The organism is Eoetvoesiella caeni (genome assembly GCF_003315175.1).
Taxonomy (GTDB): domain Bacteria; phylum Pseudomonadota; class Gammaproteobacteria; order Burkholderiales; family Burkholderiaceae_B; genus Eoetvoesia; species Eoetvoesia caeni.
On sequence record NZ_QNRQ01000006.1, the window covers coordinates 163,025 to 187,819 of the forward strand.

Sequence of the window (24,795 nt, forward strand, 5' to 3'; positions counted from 1 at the left end):
CCGCGTTCATCCTGTAGCCCGCAGTGTTTCAGGGTTTGCTTGTTTTTTCGACGGGAAAAATAGCTGGGAATTTCGCAGGATTTTGAGTTTTTTTGCGTTTTTTTTAAATGCGAATCAAGGGTTTATCCCTATCACGGGTTTTCTTTACTCACAAAAATTACATGTGTACACTTGAAAAAGCGTTTCGTTTTTAACCTCGGATCGAAGCGCCTGTCTCGCCCCATGGTCGAGGCAAAGCGAGGAAATCCTCTCCAAGAGCCGAAGGCTTCCCCGAACAATAACCCAGGCGCGCCGGCCTTCTGGTCGCCGATCCACACCGCGAGGCATTGTTCCGAAAACCACCGGCTACGTTGTATAACGATAAGGAAGACACATGAAAGGCAAGGGTTTGTATTCATCGCTGATCGGCGCGGCGCTGTTTGCCACGCTATCTACAGCGGCAATGGCTCAAGGCACGATCAAGATCGGCGAAGTCAATAGCTACAAGACTCAACCGGCGTTTTTGGGCCCCTATAAAAACGGCATGGAACTGGCCATCAGCCAGATCAACGATGCGGGCGGCATCAACGGCAAAAAGCTGGAGCTGATCATACGCGATGACAACTCCAATACGGGCGACGCCGTGCGCGCCGTCGAAGAGCTCTTGGCGCGCGACAAGGTCGACGTACTGACCGGCACGTTCTTGTCCAATATCGGTTTGGCCGTTACGGATTATGCCAAGCACAAGAAAGTTTTCTTCCTGGCCAGCGAACCCCTGACCGACAAGATCGTTTGGGCCGACGGCAACCACTACACCTTCCGTCTGCGCGCATCCACCTACATGCAGGTGGCCATGCTTATTCCCGAAGCCGTCAAGCTCAAGAAAAAACGCTGGGCCGTTGTCTACCCCAACTATGAGTACGGCCAGTCGGCTGTCGCTACCTTCAAGACTCTGCTCAAGGCCGCTCAGCCTGATGTCGAGTTCGTGGCAGAGCAGGCCACGCCGCTGGGCAAAGTCGACGCCGGCAACGTGATTCAGGCCCTGGCCGACGCCAAGCCCGACGCTGTCTTCAACGTGCTGTTCGCCGCCGACCTGGCCAAGCTGGTGCGTGCCGGTACTCAGCGCAACTTCTTCAAGGACCTGCCCGTGGTCAGCCTGCTGACTGGCGAACCGGAATACCTGGATCCGCTTGGCGATGAAACTCCAGAAGGCTGGATCGTCACCGGCTATCCCTGGTATGCCATTGACACCCCAGAGCACAAGGCGTTTCTGGCGGCCTATCAGGCCAAGTTCAAAGACTATCCGCGCCTGGGCACCATTGTGGGCTACGGCGCCATCCAGTCGCTGGCAGCCGGTATCAAGAAAGCCGGTGGGAAAACCGATACCGAATCCATGGTCAAGGCATTCACCGGCCTGAAAGTCGACACGCCTTTCGGTCCGATTGAATACCGTGCCATCGACCATCAGTCGACCATGGGCGCCTATGTGGGCAAACTGGCCAAGAAAGACGGTAAAGGCATCATGACCGACATCCGCTACATCGATGGCGCAGCAGTACAGCCCACCGACGCGCAAGTCAAACAATGGCGCCCTGCCAGCGCTAACTAAGTAGCTCATTAGGAACTCGCATGGCTGCCATTGGGCGGCATGCGGGTTCGTCTACAGGTGTAAAGCAAGATGGATTTGTCGAGTCTCTTCGTCCAGTTTTTAAATGGGCTGGCGGAAGCTTCGTCGCTATTTCTGGTAGCGGCCGGGTTGTCCCTGATTTTCGGCGTTACGCGCATCGTCAACTTTGCGCATGGCTCTTTGTACATGGTAGGCATCTACCTGGCGTACACAGTCGTGCAGTCCATCGGGCATAGCCCCTTGGGATTCTGGGTTGCCTTGATTGCAGCGGCGCTGCTGGTTGGTGCGCTCGGCGCGCTGATTGAAATAATATTATTGCGGCGTATTTATCGGGCGCCGGAACTGTTTCAGTTATTGGCGACATTTGCGCTGGTGCTGGTGATCAACGACGCCACATTATGGATCTGGGGCCCGGAAGACCTGCTGGGGCCGGTGGCTCCGGGGCTGAACGGTTCCATCGAGATTTTTGGGCGCTACTTGCCTAAGTACGATTTGGTGCTGATCTTCATCGGACCTGTGGTGCTGGGGCTGCTATGGCTGTTGCTCAAGCGCACCCGTTGGGGCACGCTGGTGCGCGCCGCGACCCAAGACCGTGAAATGCTTGGCGCCCTGGGCGTCAACCAGGCATGGCTGTTTACCGGCGTATTTGCGCTGGGCTCCTTCTTGGCGGCACTGGGCGGCGCGGTTCAAATTCCCCGCCTGCCGGCCAACCTTACTTTGGATTTGAGCGTCATCGGTGACGCCTTCGTGATCGTGGTCGTGGGCGGCATGGGGTCGATTCCGGGCGCTTATGTGGCAGCCCTGATCATCGCCGAGCTCAAGGCCTTGTGCATAGCCCTGGGTACGGTCGACATCTTCGGCATGAGCTTTGCCTTTCCCAAGCTGACGCTGGTTGTCGAATTCATCTTCATGGCGTTTGTGCTGGTATTCCGGCCTTGGGGCTTGTTCGGCAAAGTGCAGGCGGCCACGCGCAACACGGCGGCCCTGGAAGCTCCTTTGCGTCCGTCGAAAATGCCGTTCAAGATATTTATCGCGGTGGTCGTTGTGGCGCTGGCCGCCATTCCGCTCATGGCTGACTGGGCGCCATACTTGCCCGTGCTGATGCTGGACATCCTCGTGACCGCGCTGTTTGCGCTTAGCCTGCACTTCATGATGGGGCCGGGCGGCATGCATTCGTTCGGGCACGCGGCATACTTCGGCCTTGGCGCATACGGGGCGGCGCTGCTGCTTAAAACCGCGGCGTTCTCCATGGGCTGGTCGATTGCGCTGGCGCCGTTGATCGCCGGCGTGGGCGCGGTGATATTCGGGTGGTTCTGCGTTCGGCTGTCGGGCATTTACCTGGCCATGCTGACCTTGGCATTCGGGCAAATCGTCTGGTCCATTGTTTACCAATGGGACGAATTCACCGGCGGGTCCAACGGCATGATAGGCATCTGGCCCGACCACTGGCTGGAAGGCAAGGCGTATTACTATTTTGCGCTGGCCGTGGTGCTGGTTTCGGCCTTTGTCTTGCGGCGCATATTGTTCTCTTCCTTCGGTTACGCCATGCGCGCCAGCCGCGACTCGACCTTGCGCGCCGACGCCCTGGGCATCAACGTCAAGCGGGTTCAGTGGGTGGGGTTTGTCATTGCCGGCATATTTGCCGGGCTGGCCGGCGTGCTGTTTGTGTTTTCCAAAGGCAGCGCGTCGCCCGAGATCATTTCGGTGATCAAGTCGGTCGACGGTTTGGTCATGGTGTTGCTGGGTGGTGTGCAAACTCTGCTCGGACCCGCCGTGGGCGCCGCGGTATTCAAGATTTTGCAGGACTATTTCATGGGTATTACCGAGTATTGGCACGCTTTGTTCGGCGGCGTCATTCTGTTGCTGGTGCTGGCTTTCCCGCAAGGTATCGCCGGTTACTTCAAAGAGCTGTTCGAGGCCCCGGGTGGGTTTATTGCACGCCGCTTCGGCAAGAGGGGGCGAAATGAGCTTGCTTGAAGTCAGGGATTTGAAAAAGAAGTTCGGCGGCAACGTAGCCGTCGACGGCATCAGCTTCGACCTGCAGGCCGGCGAGCTTCTGGCGCTGATAGGACCCAACGGTGCCGGTAAAACAACCACGTTCAATATGGTGAACGGCCAGTTGGCTGCAACGGCGGGTTCCATTACGCTTGACGGCAAAGAGCTTACAGGCCTTGCCCCGCGCAAGATCGCTCATATGGGCGTAGGCCGCACATTCCAGATAGCGGCAACGTTTTCATCGCTGACCGTAATTGAAAACGTCCAGATGGCCTTGCTGGCGCACCACCGCAAGATCTATTCTTTCTGGCGCGCTGCCGCCGACCAATACAAGGCCGAGGCGCAAAGCCTGCTTGGCCAGGTCGGCATGCTGGCCCAGGCCGACCGGCCTTCCAGCGAACTGGCTTACGGCGATGTAAAGCGTGTCGAGCTGGCCATGGGCCTGGCCAACGATCCCAAGCTTTTGCTGATGGACGAGCCTACCGCCGGCATGGCGCCAAAAGAGCGCAACGACTTGATGGCGCTTACCAAGAAGCTGGTGGTGGACCGCAATATGGCGGTGCTGTTTACCGAGCACAGCATGGATGTGGTGTTCGCCTACGCGGACCGCATGATAGTGCTGGCGCGCGGGCGCCTTATTGCCGAAGGCGGCGCGGACGATATCCGCAATCATCCCAAGGTGCAGGAAGTTTATTTCGGCACGGGTAAAACATTCGAGAACAAAGAGGCCGGGGCAGTTCAATGAGCATTCATGATTCCAGTTCGCCGTTGTTGACGGTGTCGCAGTTGAATGCCTGGTATGGCGCGGCGCATATTTTGTTCGATGTGGATCTTGAGGTTCGGCGCGGCGAGGTAGTTGCGTTGATGGGCCGCAATGGCGCGGGCAAGTCCACGACGTTCAAGTCCATCATGGGCCTGATGAGCAAATGGAAGGGCGATGTGCAGTTCATGGGCCAGAACCTGACAGGCCGTCAGCCCTACGAAATAGCCCGCGCAGGCTTGGGGTTTGTGCCGGAGGACCGCCGGGTTTTCGGCGATTTGACGGTAACTGAAAACCTCGAGGTGGGACGCCAGCCGGCCAGGAAATGGCCCGATGGGACAGAGGCCTTGGTGTGGACGCCCGAAGACTTATACTCCTTGTTCCCGAATTTGGGGGCGATGCAAGACCGGCCGGGCGGGCAGATGAGCGGCGGCGAGCAGCAGATGCTGACCGTGGCGCGTACGCTGATGGGTAATCCGTACCTGGTGCTGCTTGATGAGCCCTCCGAGGGCGTGGCCCCGGTCATCGTCGAACAGATGGTACATATGATTTTGGCACTGAAAAAGCAGGGTGTAAGTATTCTGCTGTCCGAGCAGAACGTGCATTTTGCCGCGCTGGTGTCCGACAGGGTTTATGTGCTTGAAAAGGGCCAGATCCGTTATACGGGCTCTATGCAAGAGTTGGCTGCCAATGAGGAAGTGCAGAGGTCTTATTTGACGGTTTGACTGCTCGCGCCTGTTACCCGACCGAGATTCTTGATCTACTACGCCGCGATTGATTCGCGGCGTTTTTTTTGTTGCGGGTTTTTGATTCCTACGGGGCCGCCTTATCCGATGGCTATTTGGCTGCCAAGGAAAATTTTCGGCGCCATGTGGCAAGCCTGGGCATTCTAAGATACTGCATCTAAAGCTTAGTGTAATCCCTGCCTCAAAATGTCGTCACCCTGACAGAGACGTCTGACGGGTTTGCCTACACTGGAACGCAGAATAGGTCGCCGAGCAACGGCGCCGCGGCATTCCAAACCAAAAACGGGAGGCATGAGACATCACATGGATATTGACCTGGCCGAGCTGGCGTCGCTGGTGGCGCTGTTGAAAGAGGCGGAGTTTACCGAGTTCCGCTATGACAAAGGCGATGTGCATATCATGGTGCGTCGCGGCGGTGTGGACGATATTGAGGCTCCTCCGGTGACGACTCGGGCGGCTGCTCCGAAGGTGGACAATGCGGCGCGCCGCGAGTCGCCTGCGGTCAGCCGTTCAGCTTCTGCTGCGTTATCGACGTCGGCCGGCGGCTCACCCTTGGAACCGATGCCCGGCACTATCACGGTTACCGCTCCGATGCTGGGTACCTTCTACAGCGCACCCAAGCCTGGCGAGCCTGCCTTCGTGCAGGTGGGAGCCCATATCGAGCCGGACTCCGTACTTTGTATCATCGAAGTCATGAAGTTGATGAACTCGGTGCATGCCGAGCTCTGCGGCGAAGTGGTTGCCGTGCATGCACGGGACGGTGAGCTGGTCGAGTTCGGCCAGCCGCTCTTCAGTATTCGCGAAACGGAAACGCCATGAGCTGGGCTCAACAGCACAAGGTCTTTGTTGCCAACCGGGGCGAGATTGCGCTGCGGATACTAGATGCCTGTGATCGGCTGGGCATCGACGCTGTGCTGGGGGTTTCGCAAGCCGACCGCGATTCGTTGCCTGCACGCCGGGCAGGACGTACTGTGGTGCTGGGTCCCGCCCATGCGGCGGACAGCTACTTGTCTATTGACGCGACGGTGCAGGCGGCGGTGTCCACAGGTTGTACCGCTGTGCACCCGGGCTATGGCTTCCTGTCCGAAAGCGTGGCATTCGCCCGATGCTGCGCAGAGCACGGCCTGATCTTCGTGGGACCTCGGTTGGAGCATTTGGAGATCCTGGGCGATAAACTGAGCGCCCGTCGGGTAGCCGAAGAAGCCGGCGTGCCGGTGACGCCGGGCGGCGAAACGTGTTCGGGCGAGGAGGCCTTGGCGCTTGCGGGGCGCATCGGCTATCCAGTACTGGTCAAGGCGGCGTTCGGCGGCGGCGGACGAGGCATGAAGCTTGTCGACAATCCCGAGGACTTGGTTGCCGCCTGGGAGCTTGCAGCTTCTGAAGCGCAATCGACGTTTGGCGACGGCACGGTATTCATCGAACGATATGTGCGCGACGCCAAGCACGTCGAGGTCCAGATTCTGGGCGACCAGCATGGCCATTGCATTCATTTGGGTGAACGCGAGTGCTCTGTACAGTTCCGCTATCAGAAGATGCTAGAGGAGGCGCCCTGCGTGGCGCTTGGCGAGACAGCCCGCCGCGAGCTTCATGGGCATGCCATGCGTCTGGCCACGAAGCTGGGCTACGTAAGCTTGGGCACAATCGAGTTTCTCTACGATGTGCAGCGTGACGCCTTCTGGTTTCTGGAAGTGAATCCGCGAGTGCAGGTCGAGCACCCTGTAACCGAATCCGTCACCGGTGTCGATCTGGTGCGCGAACAACTGCTCGTGGCTTTCGGCGAGCCCTTGTCGCTGCGTCAGGACGAAATTGAGTTTCATGGCCACGCTATTGAACTGCGTCTGGTCGCCCAGGACGCCGCTCGCGGCCTGTTGCCCTCGCCGGGTCGGCTCGAGCGCTGGCGCACGCCGCCCCTGGGCGGGGTGCGCTGGGACACTCATTTGTATGAGGGCTATCGCTTCCCGCCGTACTACGATGCACTCATGGCAAAGATCATTGCCCATGGCGCCGATCGGGCCGGCGCGCTGGAGCGGCTGCGCTTGGCCCTGGCCCATCTGCAGCTTAAGGGCCCGGGCACCAATTTGACATTGCTGCAGCGACTAGTCGCTGCACCTGCTGTGGTCGATGCTACGGTGACCACGCGTTGGCTCGAAGAGGCCTTGCCGCAGCTCATGGAGACCTGACATGTCCGATATTCAACTTATAGATGTGACGTTACGGGACGGCAACCAGAGCTTGTGGGGGGCTGTGGGTGTACGAACCAGTACAGTGCAGCGCATCGCGCCGCACCTGGGCGCGGTAGGGTATTTTGCCGTCGAGGCCGCCACTAGTACCATGTTCGCCACCGCCGTGCGGTATCACCGTGAAGACCCCTGGGAGCGGCTTGATGCTTTGCATCGTGGCATGCCGGACACCACGCTGGGGTTTCTTACTACCGGCAAGCGCTTCATTACCTTCTCGCGTACCCCGGCCAACCTGTTTCAATTGGCTTTCGATTTGTTGCGCCGGCATGGCGTTACGCGCATGTGGGTAATCGACCCTATGCATGATATGGAAGCGGCCATGTCCACGGCGCGCATGGCCAAGAAGGCCGGCTTCGAGGAAGTTATCGGCGGTATCTGCTATACCGTGAGTCCGGTGCATACCGACGAGTACTTCGCTCAAAAGGTGGCTCAGTTCGATGCATGCGAAGCAATCGATTCCATCTACATCAAGGATCCCGCTGGCCTGCTTACGCCGGAGCGCTTGCAAACGCTGGTGCCGCGCCTGCGCGGCAATCTCAAGAAAAAAGCCGTTCAAGAACTGCATACTCATTGCAACACTGGCCTGGGGCCGCTTAATCTGCTTACCGGAGCCGATCTTGGACTTGTGCGTTTGCATTGCGCGCTGCCGCCGCTGGCCGATGGTTCTTCGCATGCTTCGGGCCTGCAATTGGTGCACAACCTGCGGGCGCGCGGCCATCGGGTGGACGTTGACCTTGACGCCATGCAGCGTGCCTCGGACACGCTTACGCGCGAGGCGCGCCTGCGCAACTTGCCTGAAGGAAAGCCCCAGGTTTACGACGAAGCTTACTATCAACATACGCTGCCCGGCGGTGTGCTCAGTACGACCGCCCGTCAGTTGCGGGAAATGGGCCGCGCCGACTTGATGCCGGCGGTGGTGGAAGAGGCCCGGCAAGTGCGCGCCGATCTCGGCTGGCCTATCGTGGTCACTCCTTTTGCTCAATACATTGTTACCCAGGCAGCGCTTAACGTGATCGCCGGAGAACGTTACCAGCGCATCAGCGATGAGGTCGTCGATATGCTGCTGGGCGACTGGGGACCCATGCCGGGGCCGGTATCGCCCGAACTGATGGATCGCGTACAGAGCTTGCCGCGCGCGCGCCAACGAGCCCGCTCCGAAGAGTCTGACGCCCCGTCGCTGGACGAGCTGCGCCGCCGCTTTGGAGCTCAGGTCAGTGACGAAGACCTGTTGCTGCGCGCAGTGATGCCGGGCGAGCAAATGGACGACATGGTGCGTGCGCGCGAGAGTCGCGGACGGGCCCGATCCGCTGGGGGCGATCTTGGTTTACGCGAGCTTGCCGAGGCGCTAAGCGACCCCCAACGGCCGCTGTCGATCCGCGTTTCGCAGGGCGACACCACGTTGTCCCTTACCGGACGCCGAACTTGCAGTATTTCTGAAGGAGCATGAAGCCGATGAGCCGACCCCTATCGTCCATAGAGCGCGAGTATCTCGCGACCAACGAGCCTGCGGAAGCTGTCATCGATGCACTGGTGCATGCCGACGGCTGGATGCTGGACGTGGATGGCTGTCTGGTGCGCACCACGAAGGCTGGCGGAGCGGGCGGCGCCGCCATCGAGGGCGCGGCCCAGTTGTTGGCGTGGCTGCGGCGACACCAGCGTCGCTTCGTTATCTGCACTAATGCCTCGCAGCACCCGGTATCGCATTATGCCGGTCATCTGCGCGATTGCGGCCTGGATATCGCCGACCACGAACTCATGACGGCGGCTACCGCGACGGCCGATTTCGTCGCACGGCACCATGCCGGAGCCCGCGTGCTTGTGCTAGGGGACCGGGGCCTGTCCGAAGCCATGCGCGATGCCGGGCTCCAACTGGCCTCGTCAACGGACCGAAATGCCGATGTTGTGGCCGTCGGCGCCGCGGATCAATATTCCTCGTCCACCATCAACGCCGCCTGCCTGGCCGTCGCCGATCGCGGCGCTTCGCTCTATACATCGGTGGGCTCTCCCTGGTTTCACGGCGGAGTGGATCGCAGCGTAGCGGTATCCAGCGCCATGGCCAATGCCGTTGCTTGGGTTACCGGCGCCATCCCGCAGGTTTGCGGCAAGCCTTCACCCGCGTTGGGCGAGGTGCTGCGCGAACGTTTGGGCGGTAGCAGCAGTCAACTTGTGGTGGTGGGCGACGCCGCCGGCGCCGAAATGAAGCTGGCCCACCAAATCGATGCCCTGGGCGTACTGGTGCTGAGCGGCGCCACCATGGCCAAGGATTTACCAGGACTGCCTCTGGACCAGCGCCCGCACTGGGTGGGTCGGGATGTGGGCCAATTGCTGCAGCAGATGCGTGCCGTGCTTCCTTGACGGGCATCTGCCCCAATCGACACAAATAAAACTCTACAAGGAGACAATCAAATGAACGCAATAACCGATCGTTTTGCCTACCTGCATGAAGCCAAGACCCCTGTGGGCGCGGAAGGCTGGGAGCGTATGTATCCCTATTTCCTTACAACACAGCCGGAAGGCCGGGAGTCGGAGGACGCGCGCTTTTGGTTCGCCGATTCCATGCACTGGTCGCGCGCGGTGCATCCGTTCGACTCCATTGGCGCCGAGGCCGTGTATTACGGCTGCGGTATCAATGGCGCGCGCAGCATAGTGCTGCCCGCTGCCCTGGGGCTCGATGTGCGTATGGTCAATGGATTTGTCTATATTTGCCCGCAGGCGGTGACCGACCCTGCCGAGGTCGAGCGCCGCTTGGCCTTGTTCCAGGAGCGCGCCGGCCATTACTACAAGAACTGGGATTCCCTTTACGACAACTGGAAGAAAAAGATGACCGACGTGGTGCAGCGCATGAATTCGCTGCAGTTCGCACCGCTGCCCGAACTCGAGCCTATCGAGGTGGTCCTGGAAGGTCGCGGACGTTCGGTATCCTGGGATCTGGTAGAAAACTATCACCAGTTGGTGGATGATTTCTTCTTGGTTTGGCAGTACCACTTTGAAATGCTCGGGTTAGGCTATGGCGCTTATCTGGTGTTCTTCGGTCTGTGCAAAAAGGCCTTCCCAGAGATTCAGGACCAGACTATCGCGCGCATGGTGGCCGGCGTGGAGGGCATGGCTTTCCGGCCCGATGACGAGCTGCGCAAACTCGCCAAGCTGGCGGTGGAGCTCAAGCTGGGAGCGCCCATTGTCGACGGCGGCAGCGCTGCCGATATTCTCGATAATGTAAGTAAGCTGCCCGGGGCAGAACGATGGCTGGCCGCTTTCGAAGAAGCACGCTATCCTTGGTTCAACTACTTCGCCGAATATGGTTTTCTGCATGATCAGGAAACCTGGAACGGCAACCTGTCCATACCGCTGCTGGCGATCGGACGTTATATCCAGCGGCTCAATAAAGGCGAGGTCATCGACCGTCCAGTCGAGCAACTGCACGAGGATCGCGACGAAATCGTTGCCGAATATCGCGCGCTGCTCGCTCCTGACGAGGCTCTGGCGTTTGACGAGGCCCTGGCGCTATCGCGCAACGTATTCCCCTATATCGAGGAGCACAACATCTACGTCGAGCACTGGAGCCATGCCGTCTTCTGGGAAAAGATACGCGATCTGGCCAACGTGTTCACCCAGGCCGGATTCTTTCGCGAAGCGGGCGACTTCTATTATCTCAACCGCTTCGAGATCGACCAGGCGCTGTTCGACCTAGTCGAATCCTGGGCGATTGGCGTACCGGCGCGCGGGGTGCGGCATTGGCAGCACGAGATAGCCTCCCGCCGCAAGATCATGGCGGCTTTGCGCAGCGAGACTGCGGCGCCGGCCTATGGCACGCCGCCCGACGAGGTGACCGATCCCTTTGCCATCATGAACTACGGTGTAACGACCGAGCGCGTACAGGAATGGCTGAACCAGGCGCGTGGGGGCGGAACCGGCCGGTTGCAAGGTATCGGCGCATCGCCGGGCGTGGTGGAAGGCGTGGTGCGCGTGATCCGCCACGAAGACGAGATCAGCCATTTACAGGCAGGCGAGATTCTGGTTGCGGCGATTACCGCTCCTTCCTGGGCTTCGGCGTTTTCGGTGGTGGCGGGTGTCGTTACGGATATTGGCGGCCTGATGAGCCATGCGGCGATCGTGTGCCGCGAGTACGGCATGCCTGCGGTGGTCAGCACGGGTTTTGCGACGGCCCAGCTAAAGACCGGCCAACGTGTGCGCATTGACGGCTATAAGGGCACGGTAGAACCGCTTAGCGTCTGAACTTGATATTGGAGGCCATTGACATGCAAGACGAGATACTGACTTTTGAGCAGCAAGGCGCCCTTGATGTGGCGCGGGTAGGGGGTAAGGGCCATGGTCTGGCCGTCATGGCTCAGGCGGGGATCCCGGTGGCTCCGGGCTTCATTATCACCACGTCAGTGCATCAAGCCTATCTCCGGCAAACGGGCCTCGAGCGGCGTTTGAACGAAGCTTTGGCCAGTATGGACCGCGACTCGCTCGTCGCTCGCGAGACGCTCGAACGCGAGGTGGCTGCCTGGTTTGACGGCACGCGCATGCCTCCGGATTTGCGCGACGTAGTCTGCCAGGGCTACGCCGAACTGGCCCGGGCCCTGCAATTGCCGGATCTGGCCGTGGCAGTACGCTCCAGCGCCACGGCCGAAGATACCGCTGACACGAGCTTCGCGGGTGAGTACGAGACTTATGTCGGCATGCGCGGCGCCGATGCGATGGAACAACATATACGGCGGTGCTGGGCCAGCGTGTTCTCCGCAAGGGCGGTGGCCTACGCATGGAAACACGGTATCGACCCGCTGGCTGTGCACATGGCTGTCGTGGTGCAGAAGGTGGTGGACGCGCGCGCTGCGGGGGTAATGTTTACCGTCAGTCCCACCACAGGCGATCGTTCGCGCATCGTGATCGAGGCCAGCTATGGCCTGGGCCTGGGCGTGGTGGGCGGCGACGTGACGCCGGATCGCTATGTGGTAGCCAAGGTCGAAGGCTACATCGTCGAGCGTATCTTGGGCGACAAGCATTTAGAGTACGGTCCCGACGGGCTCGCCACTCCAGTGGACCGGGCGCGGAGAGATGAGTTTTGCCTGAGCGATGCGGAGGCCATAAACCTGGCGAAGATGGGCAAACGGCTCGAGCGCATGCACAATGCTCCTCAGGATATCGAGTTTGCGATCGACCGGGGCCTCCCGGCCGACGATAATCTGGTTTTGTTGCAGTGCCGGCCGGTCACTGTCAAGTTGCCTGGAGGCGCCGCAGCCGACGACGTTATCAGCAGGCTGACCGCTAGCGTGCTCTCGGCGGTGCGTTGATCTTTCCAATTCTCTCTCTGGAGCAGCTGCCGTCATGACCCGTTTGCTGCACGTGCGGAGTGTGAGCCTTAACCGAGATCAACTTCTCAAGGATGCCGACTGGTTCGCAACGCTCAGTACCCAGGCGCAGGCTCATGTAACGCAGGACATTCTTGAACGGACGGTGGCGGCCGGAGAGACGCTCGGCCGCCAAGGCGAAATGCAGCAATACTGGTTTGGTGTGATGGAAGGCTTGCTTAAATGGTCTATTAACGCCGTGGACGGCCGTACCGTTACGCTGGGCGGGCAATCGGTGGGAAGCTGGTTCGGCGAGGGTACGCTGCTGCGGGGCCAGCCCCGCCAGGCCGACATCATCGCCTTGCGCCACAGTCGAGTGGCCATGTTGCCCTTTGAAACCTTTGACTGGTTGCGGCGTACGGAGCCGTCGTTCGCCGAGTTTCTACTGCGCCAGATCAACGAGCGTCTGCACTGGTTCATGGGCAGCATGGGCGCTCATCGCTTGCTTGATGCCGAGCATCTGGTGATTCGGGCGCTGTGGGGTTTGGTGCATCCCTTGCTTAACCCATTGGGAGTCAATCATCTTATGATCTCGCAGGAGGAGCTTGCCAACCTTGCAATGGTTTCACGCCAGCGCTGCAATATGACGCTGGTCAAGCTCAAGCGGGAAGGGCTGATAGATCTGGGCTATGGAGCCATCTCTATCCGGGACGTCGAGGCCTTGAGGGCGCTGATTCGCTGAAAGCGGCGGGGCGTGCCGCCGCCTTGCTTGCCCATCCATCCATGCTCGCTTTACTTACGGCTGGCCTTGGTTTGGGCGCCATGCCGTCGAACGCTTGAAAATTCAAAACGATCAATGGCCTATATTCCGTATCGTCTCGATTTTTTTGCCAAGGTCTGTCCACGCCGGCTTGTCCGGTGCGAAACGTACGCGCAGGTACGAGAGCAGGGTTTCCAGCTGCTGGTTGTTCATACTGGCGCCGAAACCCGGCATGTTGCCCAGGCTGTTGACCGCAGGGTCTTCGATGCCGTGCAGCAGGACCTGGATCACGTTGTCGGGTGAGTCGCTGTGCAGGTTGCTGTTCAGGGCCAGCGAAGGGCGGCTGCCGAATAGCGGCGGGCCGCCGCGGGCGTCGTGGCATACCGCACAGGCGCCTTCGAACAGGTTTTCGCCGGGATGAGTCATGGCCGCCGGATTGTTGCGGCTATTGTCTTCCAGGCGGGCGGCTTGCATGGCGGGGGTTTCCACGCCCGGAACAGTCGGGTTCAATGAGCTTAAGTAGTGGGCAACGGCGCGTACATCGGAGTCGGGCAGTTCGGCCATGCTTTGCACCACGGGGGCCATGGGGCCGGCGGCTACGCCGTGCAGGGATGAATAGCCGGTGCGCAGATAATCGTATAGCGTGTCTTCGGTCCAGGCGATGGGGGCCTTTGACAAGGTGTTGAGCGCCGGGGCTTCCCAGCCGTCGGCGAAGCCGCCGCCAAGAAAGTCGTTCTTGCCATTCTTTTCGGCGCCCAGCGCATTGCGCGGCGAATGGCAGGCGGCGCAGTGCCCGGCTCCTTGCACTAGATAGGCGCCGCGATTCCACAGCGTGCTTTGCGCGGGGTCGGGCGTGTAGACTTCGTTGCGATGGAACAGCAGGTTCCAGCCGGCCAGCACGGGGCGTATGTTAAAGGGGAATGCGAGCTTCGTTTTGGGCGCGGCTGCCTCTACCGGCTTTTGCGTCATCAGGTAGGCGTACAGCGCCTGCATGTCGGTATCGGTGATCTTTGCGAATGCCGTGTACGGGAAGGCGGGGTATAGCTTGCGGCCGTCCCGGTGTATACCTTCTCGCATGGCGCGTTCGAAGGCGGCGAAGGACCATGCGCCGATGCCTGTCTTGACATCGGGCGTGATGTTGGTGGTGTAGACGGTGCCGAAAGGAGTCTCCAGCGGGCGGCCGCCGGCATTGTCCTGGCCGCCTTCCACTGTGTGGCAAACAATGCAGTCGCCGGCGGCGGCGACCAGCCTGCCGCGATTGATCGCGGCCTGCGAATAAATAGAGGTATCGACGCTGGCCAGCGGCGCGATAGCCGAACGCCAAGGCATGGCACTGACGACCAGTCCGGCAACGGTAGCGGCAATGCCTCCCAGCAAGGTATAGGCCAGCTTTTTATACGAGCCGGGCGCCGCCGCGAGTTTGGTTTTCAGGGTTTCCGAGTCGAACGGCGGTTGACGAAAGCGCACGCCGGTTGCATCGTAAATGGCGTTGGCGATGGCCGCCGCCGCAGGCAGCTCGGCGCGCGGGTTCCATCCCAACCCGGTATTCAAGGCGCCCTGGCCTTGAGTTACCAGTTCGACCTTGGGCAGGCTAAGCGGGTAGTCGGCCGTGTCCTGCTTGTCGCCGCCCCAGCTATCGAAGCCGTCGGGGCCGCGCAACAGTTTGGTGGCGGCATCGCGTACTTGCTGTTCCAGCCGTTCTGTGCCTTCCGCTGCGGGAGTTTGCATGTTCTGCAAGGCTTCGGCGTTATGGCCGACGGTAAGGCTGGTGAGATCGACCAGGCCGGAATTTTTGTCGACCGAGACTTCGGCGATCCAGGCCGACCAGACTTGTTGCGCAGGCTCTTGCGTGTTGTCGATGACGTGGGCGTAGGCAAAGCCTTTGCCGGTTGCCGCGCTGCCAGTCCGCGGTGTCCGGTGCTGCCAGTTTGCCTTGTCCCGAACCGCCCGGATCAAGCTTTGTCCCGTCGGGTCGTCAAGCAGGGCAAGCCGCGTTTCGATCGGGTCGCTGTTTTGCGTGCGCGACAATTCGTCGAAAAAAGATTCGCAAGCGAATACCTGGGCGGCCGCCAGCGACTCGTCGGGCGTGGCACCGATGGGGACGCTTGCCGGGGCGACGGTGTGCTGGGTAGCGGCGGGATAGTAGCCTGCCGGCAGGGCGATGCCTACAGGCTGTGCCTGCTGCTCGCAGCCGCAAAGCAGGGCGGCGATGGAAGGGCGGCGCAAGTTGTAGCGTTGGGCCGCGACGGTGTAGTCATAGGCGCGAGGGCCCATGCGGTCTTCAGCATTGCCCGATTGTGATGCTGGCGTTGCAGCTTCCCGGGCTTGCTCGGGCCGTAAGCCGGCATCGGCCCGGATTTGTAGTTCGGTGGCGGCCGGCGTTCTTTCCGCGCTGCTGTCTTCTTGAACGCGAACGGGTTGCCCGCACCATCTGCTGAGCAGGGCGGCGTCGGCGGCGACGTCATAGCCGTGGGCGCCCGCCTGGCCGTTGGAAATAATGGCTACCGCGCTGATGTCCAGCTCGCACAGCAAGGCGATCTCGGCTCGCAGAAGGTCGGGGCGCGAGCAGGTAGTCCAGATGTTGAGGCGGCCGCCGGCATAGTGGGCAATGGCCCAGGCTTGCATCAAGCCACCGGCTTGCGGCCAGGAGTAGCTGCGTTCGACATGGCTGTCGCTGCTTATGCTGTTTGGCCGCGGCGCAGCAGCGGCGGTGTGTTCCATGGACGGCGCTTGCAGCGCCGGCGTTGCCGCATCCAGCCATTGAACCTGAACCTGGGCCCGGGCATGAACCGCCTGCCGCGCCTGCGATGCTATGACGCCGATGAAGTTGTTCATGACGACAACGTCTACCACGCCCGGCACTTGCCGCGCCGACGTCACGTCCAGGTTATGCTGGATCGATCCGGTATACCGCACGCCGTCCCATAGCAAGGACGGTGGCCGCAATACGACTCCATGCAATAGCGTCGAGGCGGGCGGCGGTGCAAGGTCATTGGAGCCGATGCTGGGAATGGGCGCGTGGGCCGCGGCCTGCGGCGTCATCGGCTGCGCTCCACGGCCAGCAGGGCCGCTTCCATGATCTCCATATGTGTGCCGCAGCGGCACAGATTATATTTAAGTTCCTGGCGAATCTGCTGTTCGGTTGGATGGGGAGTGCGATTCAATAAGGCTTGTATGGTCATGATCATGCCGTTCAGGCAATAGCCGCATTGCGCGCCTTGCTTGTCGATGAAGGCCTGTTGCACGGGGCCTGGCACTTCGGGCGAGCCCAGGCCTTCAAGCGTGGTGATCTCGTGGCCGATGACGTTTTTTATGGGAACGACACATGAGCGCGCGGCGACGCCATCGACCAGCACCGTACAGGCGCCGCACTCGCCAAGCCCGCAGCCGAATTTGGGGCCGTTAAGCTCAAGGTCGTTGCGCAGTATATACAGCAGCGGCGTATCGGGCTCGGCCTGCACCTGATGGGCCGAGCCATTGACGTTCAGGAAGGTGGATGGAGTTTTGCTGCTCATGGTTCGAATTTTTCTTGCTTTTCGGTTGGTATCGGGAAAAGCCGCCAGTATGAGAGGGTGCCCTGGATGGAGCTCCTGTGTTGTTTAGAGTGTATGCGCTTTAGTTTTAAGGGTAAATAAAATAGTCCCGCTTTTGCCTGTTTTGCCTTGAGATTAAGGGTTATTACCTAGCTTCTGCGAGCCGTGGCGGCGGCTGCCAAGGCTATTGCGTTACCGCGGCCCGATTTGCTGCGTTGTGCCTTTATCCTGGCGGCTTTTTGGTGTATTGTCGTTGTTATGGTGTACACGCTGTTATCGGTATGTCGCCAGTCATGGCGGCGTTGACTCACGGCGCCAGAACGGTCCGCCGGCCGCGCGCCCGGCGGCTGCGGCGATTGCCGCTACAACTGCATGGTGTAGAAATGCTGTATACCCAGCCCAAAGCCCAATTCCAGCAATTATTTCAGCAGCCCGGTGCTTTGCTGGTGGTGCGCGCCGCGGTTCAGCCGGCCAAACCTGCCCCCGGCCAGCCGGGCATTGCGTCCGACTACCGGCAGGCCCATGCCGACATCTTTATTGCTGTACTGGCCAGCGGCGAAGTCATGGCCTTCAATGGGCATGTCGACCTTGGAACAGGGGTGCGTACGGCCCTGGCCCAAATCGTGGCCGACGAACTGGATGTCTCGTTCGATCGCGTACGCATGGTGCTGGGGCATACCGAGGCCACGCCCAATCAAGGCCCCACCATTGCCAGCGCCACTATCCAGATTACCTCCGTTCCCTTGCGGCAGGCGGCGGCCCAGGCGCGCAACTTCTTCTTGCGCAAGGCCGCCGGGCAACTCGGCGTCGAGCCATCCGAACTGTTGGTGGATGATGGCGTCATCAGTTTGCCCGATGGCCGCAGCAGCACTTATTGGGCTTTGCTGGGCCAAGAACATGTCCAGCTTGAGTACAACACCCAAGTCGCCATCAAGCCGGCCAGCCAATACAAGCTTATCGGCAAGTCCATACCGCGCGTCGATTTACCTCTGAAGGCCACGGGCCAGCTTATATACGTGCACGACATGCGCCTGCCCGGCATGTGGCACGGCCGCGTGGTGCGCCCGCCGTATACCGGGCGCGACTGCGGCGCCTTTATCGGAAAAAGCCTCATTTCGGTCGATGAGTCTTCCGTGGCGCATATTGCCGACGATATCCGTGTCGTCGTAATTGGCGACTTTGTCGGGGTTGTAGCCCGGCGCGAAGAGCACGCCATCAAGGCGGCCAAGGCTCTCAGGGTTACTTGGCGCACGCCTGAAAAATTGGTGCCGCTGGCCGATCTGGATCACGCCTTGCGCAACGAGCCTTACAAAGAGCGCGTGCTGGTCGAGCAAGCCAACGCCAGTGCACAAGCCGCGGCCGGAGCAACGCTCAGGCGTACTTATGTATGGCCTTTTCAAATGCATGCCTCCATAGGCCCTTCTTGCTCGGTTGCCGACTTCTCGCCGGAGCATCTCAAAGTATGGACGGGCAGTCAAAATCCCCATATGCTGCGCACCGAGCTTAGCCGCCTGCTGCAAATGGATGAAGGCTTCATTGAAGTCATCCGCATGGAGGCTTCGGGATGCTATGGGCGTAATTGCGCCGACGATGTCGGCGCCGACGCCGCGCTCTTGTCGCGCTCGGTGGGCCACCCTGTACGCGTGCAGCTAAGCCGCGAACAAGAACATGGCTGGGAACCCAAGGGGGCGGCCCAGCTTATCGACATTACCGGCGCGGTCGATACCCATGGCAATCTGCTTTCCTACGACTTCGTAACGCGTTACCCGTCGAACGACGCGCCCACATTGGCCTTGATGCTGACGGGCGCGGTTCCGGCCGAACCGCGCATGCTTGAAATGGGCGACCGCACTTCGGTGCCACCTTACGACTACCCCAATATGCGCATTGTGTGCCATGACCTGGCCTCCATCGTGCGTTCGGCCTGGTTGCGCGGCGTTTCGGCCATGCCCAATTCTTTCGCCCACGACTCGTTCATCGACGAATTGGCGGCCGAAGCGGGACAAGACCCCGTGCGGTTCCGCTTGAATCATCTTAAAGACGAACGCGCCCATACCCTGTTGCTGGAAACCGCCGAAAAAGCGCAATGGCAAGCGGGCGCGCATGGGTCGCGCGGCATTGCCGGCGACGACGGGCTGTTGCACGGCAGGGGCGTGTCGTATGCGCGCTACGTGCACAGCCGGTTTCCCGGCTATGGCGCGGCCTGGTCGGTGTGGGTGGTCGACATCTCGGTAGACCCGGCTACGGGACGCATTACTGTAAAGCGCGTTGTTGCCGGGCAGGACACCGGCATGATGGTCAATCCCGACGGCGTCAAGCATCAGTTGCACGGCAATATTATTCAGTCGCTTAGCCGTGTATTGAAAGAACACGTGGTCTTCGACGACAAAGGTGTGGTCGACCTGGAGTGGGGTGCTTACCCCATTCTGGGGTTTACCGAGATTCCGGCTATCGACATTTATCTTGCCCCGCGCCAGGACCAACCCCCTATGGGCGCGGGCGAATCGTCCTCGGTGCCCAGCGCGGCGGCCATTGCCAATGCGCTGTTCGACGCCACCGGCGTGCGTTTTCGCGAAGTGCCCTTTACACCAGAGAAAATCGTTCAGGGCCTGCGCATGGCGGAAACGGTGACTGCATAGGCCTTGCAATATGCTTGGGGCTTTCAAACTTTGACGCTGTGCGGGGCATTGGTTGCGCTACGCGCATTGCGACCGGTGCAGAGGGCTGTATCAAGGCACCAATGACAGTCCCACCCGCACCTGCGAGCCGCTATTCTGGTTGTACCCAAGCAAGGTCTCGCCATAGCCCTTGAAGTACTGCACATGCAGGTAGCCGTTCATGTTCAGGAAGGTACGCCGCAATGGCCAGGCCGCCTCAAGTTGCGCACTGTTGTGACCCTGCTTGCCTTGCCGATATAAGCCCGTAAGGATCAGGCCATTGTCTTGCGCCCAGCGCAACTTCCAGTCGACGTAGCCGGCGTAATCCGCATAGTCGGGATTTTCTTTTTTGGAAAAATAGCCTTTGATACGCGGGGCAAAGGTAAGCGTGCTGCCGCCGTTGAAACGATAGTTCAGTTCGGGCTGAAGATATGCATCGTTGATCGAGCGGGAGTCCGCGCCGCTTTTCCCGTTGGATTTATGTTCGACGCCTGCGTTCAGGCCCGCATACCAGTCTTTATCCTGCGACTGCCATAAGGTGTCGTTGTGCCAAAACAGGCTGGGATTGTAAGTGCTGTCGACGAAGGGCTTGGACCTGCCTTCCAGGTCCCACAGTGAAGTTTGCGTATAGCCAAGGTACCAGTGATCCATGAACCCTGGATTGCGGCTGTCGCTAGGCGACGAAAGGCGATATTTGAAACTGATCTGGAAGCGTGCATTGGTCCCGCCTTTTGTTCCCACGTCGAAGTAAATAGGCTCATAAGGAGAGATCGCGGTACGGAAATTTTCAAATGCGGAAGGCGCTGTGCCCAGCGACGCGCTGGCCGGCGGCGGGCCCTGATGGATGGATGCTCCGGTAGCCGCCACGACATTATTGGGCAAAGGCGGCTGCGGCTGTTGCGCGGGTATGCCGGCATCGATAACTGGTCCCATGGCCGGAGTGCCGGTTACGGCGCTTTTTTCAAGCGGGCTGGTATCCAGCGCAAGCAATGCCTGTTCGCCTTCTATATTGATGGCTTGCAGGCCTTTGACCGCCTTGGGTACGACGGCGCTCCAGGACAACGCGGCAAAGTTATTGACGGGAAGGTTGATTTGCTCGGACGGCCTGTCAAGATACGCCAAAGAGCGCACTGCATGTCCGTCCGCGGCGCGCCATTGCAGCACCAGGGTTTTGGGCGGCTTCCATGACAGCGAGTTTGCCGTGTCGTTAAAAAGCATACCCTTGATGCGCACGGTTTCGCCGTTGGTAGCGTGCACGCTGTCCAACTGGTAGGTGATGCCGGCTTGCGCCTGGCAGGCCCAAAGCGCAGGTATTACAAGCAGGGCGCGCGCCAGGAAGGACGAAGTGGAATTCATAAGCGGTAATTATGGCGGGCCTTGCAAGGCCGAATGATTTAGTTCGCACTGTAACACCACCACCGCCTGATTTAGCTACGTGATGTAAATGACGCGGATCGATGACGGCACTACGCCTTTATTGAGTTTCGGCGGGGGCGGAGGCGGTGCCCGACTTTGCGACTTCACGGATGTGGCTAACGGTTTTGCCTGCGTTTTCGGGTTTCAGGCGCAGCCATGTAAAATGCAGCCCTGCATTCAGTAAGTCTCCGTAGCTCAACTGGATAGAGCACCCGCCTTCTAAGCGGGGGGTTGCGTGTTCGAGTCACGCCGGAGGCGCCAACGGGCGGTATTTAGCCGATCACCCGGCGCTTTGCTTGGCAAATTTGTATTGTTCCGCTGAAAGAAAACTGTTACAAAGCAGAGAAATTACAACAATAGCAGGGTGCGGAAAGACGCTGGGGAAGTAAATGCGTTGGCTGTTTTTCGTACAAGAAAGCTAGTTGCCCACTGGAGACACTTTTGTACAAGAAGAATAAGCCGCACGTTTTTCTGGCGGCGGCATTTGCCGCACTTACACTGACCTCGTGCGACAGCAGCAATAACATAGCTTCCAGCGACGGGTCGTCGAAAACTCCGAATATTGTCTTTGTCGTCATGGACGATGTCGGCATCGACCAGATGAGCTCGTTCGGCTACGGCGGCCTCAAGGCGCCCAGCATGCCTAACATGGACGCCGTGGCCAAGGCGGGTGTGCGTTTCCGCAATACCTGGTCCATGCCCGAATGCTCGCCGGGGCGGGCATCGTTCTTCGTGGGTCGTTATCCGTTCCGCACCAAGATCTATCAGGCTATCGGCCCCAACGACGTCGCCAATGCCCAGGTGTCTCCTTACGACATAACCGTGCCGAAGCTGCTCAAGCAAGCCAATTACGAAAGCGCGATGTTCGGCAAGTTCCACCTGGCGGGGCCCGAAAACAACGAGGCGGAAAACGCCACGCCCAGCGTTCTGGGCTGGGACTACTTTTATGGCTGGATCGGCGGGCTTCCGGGTTCCATCGATACCACGGCTGGCGGCGTTGCCCCCGAGAAAACCTATGTCTGCGGTTTCGTCCCTGGCAAGCATGCCGGCGGCACGGACAAGGGAGCCTGCTATCAACCTAACAATACTTGCGCTCCGGTCAGCCGCACTTCGCTCTTGCAGGATGCGGCCGGTTTGCAGTGCCTGGATTCAGGCGGCGTTTTTGTTCCGGACCAGAACTGCGGCACGGCTCCGGCTACACTGAATTTCAACCGCGAGAACGCATATTATGTCTCGCCGCTGGTCATCATCAATGGCGGCAAGGTAGAAAAAGTGCCGCTTACCGATGCGCGGGCCAGGGGCTATCGCACGCGCATAGAAACCGACGCCGCCATCGATTGGGTCAAGACCCGTTCGCCCAACAAACCCTGGATGGCCACGCTCAGCTACACCTCCGCCCATACGCCCTGGCAGCAGCCGCCCGCCGGCCTGCTGAAGCACAGCGGCCTGGCCGACGACGGCTGGAACTGCACAGCTACGGTACAGGGCCGGTTTCTGCAAGACAAAATGACCGAAGCCATGGACGCCGAATTCGGACGGTTCATGGTAGAGACCGGCCTTGCCAGGCGCGCGGATGACGGCAGCCTTGTTTATGATCCCCAGGCCACGAATACGGTCATTGTCATCGTCGGCGACAACGGCTCGCTGGGTACGGCGGTAAAAGAACCGTTCCAGCAGGACCAGGCCAAGGGTACTGCGTACCAGACCGGCGTTTGGGATCCGCTGATCATCGCGGGCCCGCAGGTTGTCCAGCCGGACCGCGAGGTCGACCACATGGTGAACATGGTCGACCTGTTTCAGTTTTTCGGCGAATTGGCCGGCATCGACGCCCACAAGGCAGTGCCGCGTACGCTCGACTCGGTCGGCATCCTGCCCTATCTGACCAACCCCGGCCAGTCCAGCCTGCGTACTGTCAACTTCACCATGGGCGGTTTCAATCAGCAAGCGAACGGCACCAGAAACCAGCCGTGCCAGATCAGTACCAGTTGCACGCAAATTCCGGTTTCCAAAGGCGTGTGTGAAGATAATCAGGGCATTTGGTGGGGCAAGGACTATACCGACGCGTCCGTCGTTCCTAACGGCGGTGCCGGCTATAACAGTTGCGCCGAGGTGAACAGGGCGCTTTTCAAGGCCGCTCCCACACGTACTCTTCTGGACATACTGCCCGAGGTCTCTACGGCCATTCGCAATGACCGCTACAAGCTGGTCCAGAACACGACCCAGACTTACGACCCGGGCACGGACAAGATTGGTTCTGCGGTCACCGAAGAGCTGTACGAAATCAACCAAGCCGTACCGACGCCGCTGCTTGATACGACCACTCGCAATCTTCTGCCGGCCACGACAGCGGAAACGCAGGCCGCCTACAACGACTTGAAGTCCAAGCTCGACAATATGCTGGCTTCCGAGCCGGACTGTCCCGGCGACGGCAACAAGGATGGCGTGGTCAACGCCGAGGACTTGTCGAATTGGGGACGAATAGCTCATGCCTGGGGGCTTTCCAGCGTCTACGACTTCATGGTCAACAATGTTTTCGATGGGTTGACGAATACCGTCGACGGAGACATCATTCAGAACAATCTGGGCAAAACCTGCGCGAGTGCACATGCTATCTACTAAACCTTCCCGCCGCCAGCTACTAGTGGCCGTCGGCACGGCAATCGGAGTCTTGGTCGCGGGCGGGGCGCTGGGCTGGGCCGCCTGGCCGGCAAAGCCCGACGCACCGGCACAGCCGGTGGTCGTTCTGGGCGATGGCGTCTCCACGCCCAAGAACATGGCCTGGGTGCCTTCGGGCGTCTTCCTGATGGGCAGCGACAGCAAGCTGGCCCAGCCTAACGAACGTCCGGCCCATCCGGTCAAAGTTCATGGGTTCTGGATGGATGTCACCCACGTTACCAACGATCAATTCGCCGAATTCGTGCGCCAGACGGGCTACGTTACCACCGCCGAGAAAAAACCCGACTGGGAAACGATACGCGTGCAGTTGCCCGCGGGTACGCCGCGGCCGCCCGACGACGTGCTGGTGTCCGGCGCCATGGTGTTCGTCGGTACCAGCGGGCCCGTCAATCTTCAGGACTATTCGCAGTGGTGGCGCTATGTGCCCGGCGCCGATTGGCGTCACCCGCAGGGCCCCGGCAGCTCCATCGAAGGCAAGGGGGACCACCCCGTGGTTCAGGTCAGCTACGAGGACGCCCTGGCGTATGCCAAATGGGCGGGCAAGCGCCTGCCCACCGAAGCGGAGTGGGAATTCGCGGCACGGGGCGGGCTGGAGCAGGCAACCTACGTCTGGGGCGACGAGCTCATGCCCGAGGGTCAGATGCAGGCCAACTATTGGGACTCCCGCGAGCGCCGTTTTCCTGTAATAAGCCCCAAGGCGGGCGGCGCGGTCGGCACGGTGGCGGCCGGCACCTTTCCGCCGAACGGCTATGGCTTGTCGGACATGACGGGCAATGCCTGGCAGTGGGTGGCCGACTGGTATGGCGCCGACTACTTTGCCAAGCAGGCACGCCTTAAAGAAACCATCGACAACCCCAAAGGCCCGGCCAGTTCGTTCGACCCTTCCGAGCCGGGCGTGCCAGCCGGGGCGCCCAAGCGCGTCATTCGCGGCGGTTCGTTCCTGTGCAACGAGTCCTACTGCCTGTCGTACCGGCCCAGCGCGCGGCGCAGTTCCGATCCATACAGCCCGATGTCCCATGTGGGCTTCCGGCTGGTGAAGGACGCGCCGGCGCCTGGAAAGCAATTGGCATCCAGCGCCAAGCCTTAAGGCAGGAATAGCCCAAAGGCCAAAGCAA

At 60.2% G+C, this 24,795-nt stretch carries 17 protein-coding genes and 1 tRNA gene; 15 read left to right on the plus strand and 3 right to left on the minus strand.

Annotation, left to right across the window (positions count from 1 at the left end; translation table 11 throughout):
- Positions 1-442 precede the first annotated feature (442 nt).
- From DFR37_RS12830 to DFR37_RS12880, 11 genes are all read left to right on the plus strand, one after another.
- A complete protein-coding gene (locus DFR37_RS12830) occupies positions 443-1,588 on the plus strand; it encodes an ABC transporter substrate-binding protein (protein WP_379881472.1) in 1,146 nt (381 codons plus the stop codon).
- Positions 1,589-1,657: 69 nt separating this feature from the next.
- Positions 1,658-3,583: an ABC transporter permease gene (locus DFR37_RS12835; protein ID WP_113933694.1), complete on the plus strand. Its 1,926-nt coding sequence runs from the start codon at positions 1,658-1,660 to the stop codon at positions 3,581-3,583.
- Positions 3,570-4,346, plus strand: coding sequence for an ABC transporter ATP-binding protein (locus tag DFR37_RS12840; RefSeq protein ID WP_113933696.1), 777 nt, complete (start codon positions 3,570-3,572; stop codon positions 4,344-4,346). The genes DFR37_RS12835 and DFR37_RS12840 overlap by 14 nt, the downstream gene beginning before the upstream one ends.
- On the plus strand, positions 4,343-5,086 hold the full coding sequence (locus DFR37_RS12845; RefSeq protein ID WP_113933698.1) for an ABC transporter ATP-binding protein: 744 nt from the start codon (positions 4,343-4,345) through the stop codon (positions 5,084-5,086). Before DFR37_RS12840 ends, DFR37_RS12845 begins: the two co-directional genes overlap by 4 nt.
- 324 nt (positions 5,087-5,410) lie before the next feature.
- A complete protein-coding gene (gene accB, locus DFR37_RS12850; protein WP_113933700.1) occupies positions 5,411-5,926 on the plus strand; it encodes an acetyl-CoA carboxylase biotin carboxyl carrier protein in 516 nt (171 codons plus the stop codon).
- Entirely contained in the window at positions 5,923-7,287 is a 1,365-nt protein-coding gene (locus DFR37_RS12855) for an acetyl-CoA carboxylase biotin carboxylase subunit (RefSeq protein WP_113933702.1), read from the plus strand. Before accB ends, DFR37_RS12855 begins: the two co-directional genes overlap by 4 nt.
- Position 7,288: 1 nt before the next feature.
- Positions 7,289-8,794, plus strand: a complete 1,506-nt coding sequence (locus DFR37_RS12860; RefSeq protein WP_113933704.1) for a pyruvate/oxaloacetate carboxyltransferase — start codon at positions 7,289-7,291, stop codon at positions 8,792-8,794.
- Positions 8,795-8,799: 5 nt separating this feature from the next.
- The gene (locus DFR37_RS12865; RefSeq protein WP_113933706.1) at positions 8,800-9,702 is read left to right on the plus strand and encodes an HAD-IIA family hydrolase; all 903 of its coding nucleotides are present in this window, start codon (positions 8,800-8,802) and stop codon (positions 9,700-9,702) included.
- Between the two features lie 51 nt (positions 9,703-9,753).
- Entirely contained in the window at positions 9,754-11,580 is a 1,827-nt protein-coding gene (locus DFR37_RS12870; protein ID WP_113933708.1) for a PEP-utilizing enzyme, read from the plus strand.
- A gap of 23 nt (positions 11,581-11,603) precedes the next feature.
- Positions 11,604-12,641, plus strand: a complete 1,038-nt coding sequence (locus DFR37_RS12875) for a PEP/pyruvate-binding domain-containing protein (protein WP_113933710.1) — start codon at positions 11,604-11,606, stop codon at positions 12,639-12,641.
- 34 nt (positions 12,642-12,675) lie between these two features.
- Complete coding sequence (locus DFR37_RS12880; protein ID WP_113933712.1) at positions 12,676-13,380, plus strand: Crp/Fnr family transcriptional regulator; 705 nt, start codon at positions 12,676-12,678, stop codon at positions 13,378-13,380.
- 111 nt (positions 13,381-13,491) lie between these two features.
- Here the strand turns inward: DFR37_RS12880 and DFR37_RS12885 are convergent, their stop codons facing one another.
- Positions 13,492-16,440 carry a cytochrome c gene (locus tag DFR37_RS12885; RefSeq protein WP_113933714.1) on the minus strand — a complete coding sequence of 983 codons (2,949 nt, stop codon included), beginning with the start codon at positions 16,438-16,440 and terminating at the stop codon, positions 13,492-13,494.
- The gene (locus DFR37_RS12890) at positions 16,437-16,913 is read right to left on the minus strand and encodes a (2Fe-2S)-binding protein (RefSeq protein WP_113933716.1); all 477 of its coding nucleotides are present in this window, start codon (positions 16,911-16,913) and stop codon (positions 16,437-16,439) included. The genes DFR37_RS12885 and DFR37_RS12890 overlap by 4 nt, the downstream gene beginning before the upstream one ends.
- Before the next feature lie 401 nt (positions 16,914-17,314).
- Here DFR37_RS12890 and DFR37_RS12895 point away from each other — a divergent pair, with 401 nt between their 5' ends.
- Positions 17,315-19,570, plus strand: a complete 2,256-nt coding sequence (locus DFR37_RS12895; protein WP_113933718.1) for a xanthine dehydrogenase family protein molybdopterin-binding subunit — start codon at positions 17,315-17,317, stop codon at positions 19,568-19,570.
- A 90-nt stretch (positions 19,571-19,660) separates the two neighbouring features.
- Here DFR37_RS12895 and DFR37_RS12900 read toward each other — a convergent pair whose 3' ends face one another.
- A complete protein-coding gene (locus tag DFR37_RS12900) occupies positions 19,661-20,944 on the minus strand; it encodes a phospholipase A (protein ID WP_113933720.1) in 1,284 nt (427 codons plus the stop codon).
- A gap of 244 nt (positions 20,945-21,188) precedes the next feature.
- Between DFR37_RS12900 and DFR37_RS12905 the strand changes: the two genes are divergently transcribed.
- The 3 genes from DFR37_RS12905 to DFR37_RS12915 all read left to right on the plus strand — a co-directional run bounded on the left by DFR37_RS12905 (position 21,189) and on the right by DFR37_RS12915 (position 24,767).
- Positions 21,189-21,265, plus strand: a tRNA-Arg gene (locus tag DFR37_RS12905).
- A 180-nt stretch (positions 21,266-21,445) separates the two neighbouring features.
- Entirely contained in the window at positions 21,446-23,623 is a 2,178-nt protein-coding gene (locus tag DFR37_RS12910) for a sulfatase-like hydrolase/transferase (protein WP_113933722.1), read from the plus strand.
- The gene (locus DFR37_RS12915; RefSeq protein WP_113933724.1) at positions 23,610-24,767 is read left to right on the plus strand and encodes a formylglycine-generating enzyme family protein; all 1,158 of its coding nucleotides are present in this window, start codon (positions 23,610-23,612) and stop codon (positions 24,765-24,767) included. Before DFR37_RS12910 ends, DFR37_RS12915 begins: the two co-directional genes overlap by 14 nt.
- The last annotated feature ends 28 nt before the right edge of the window (positions 24,768-24,795 follow it).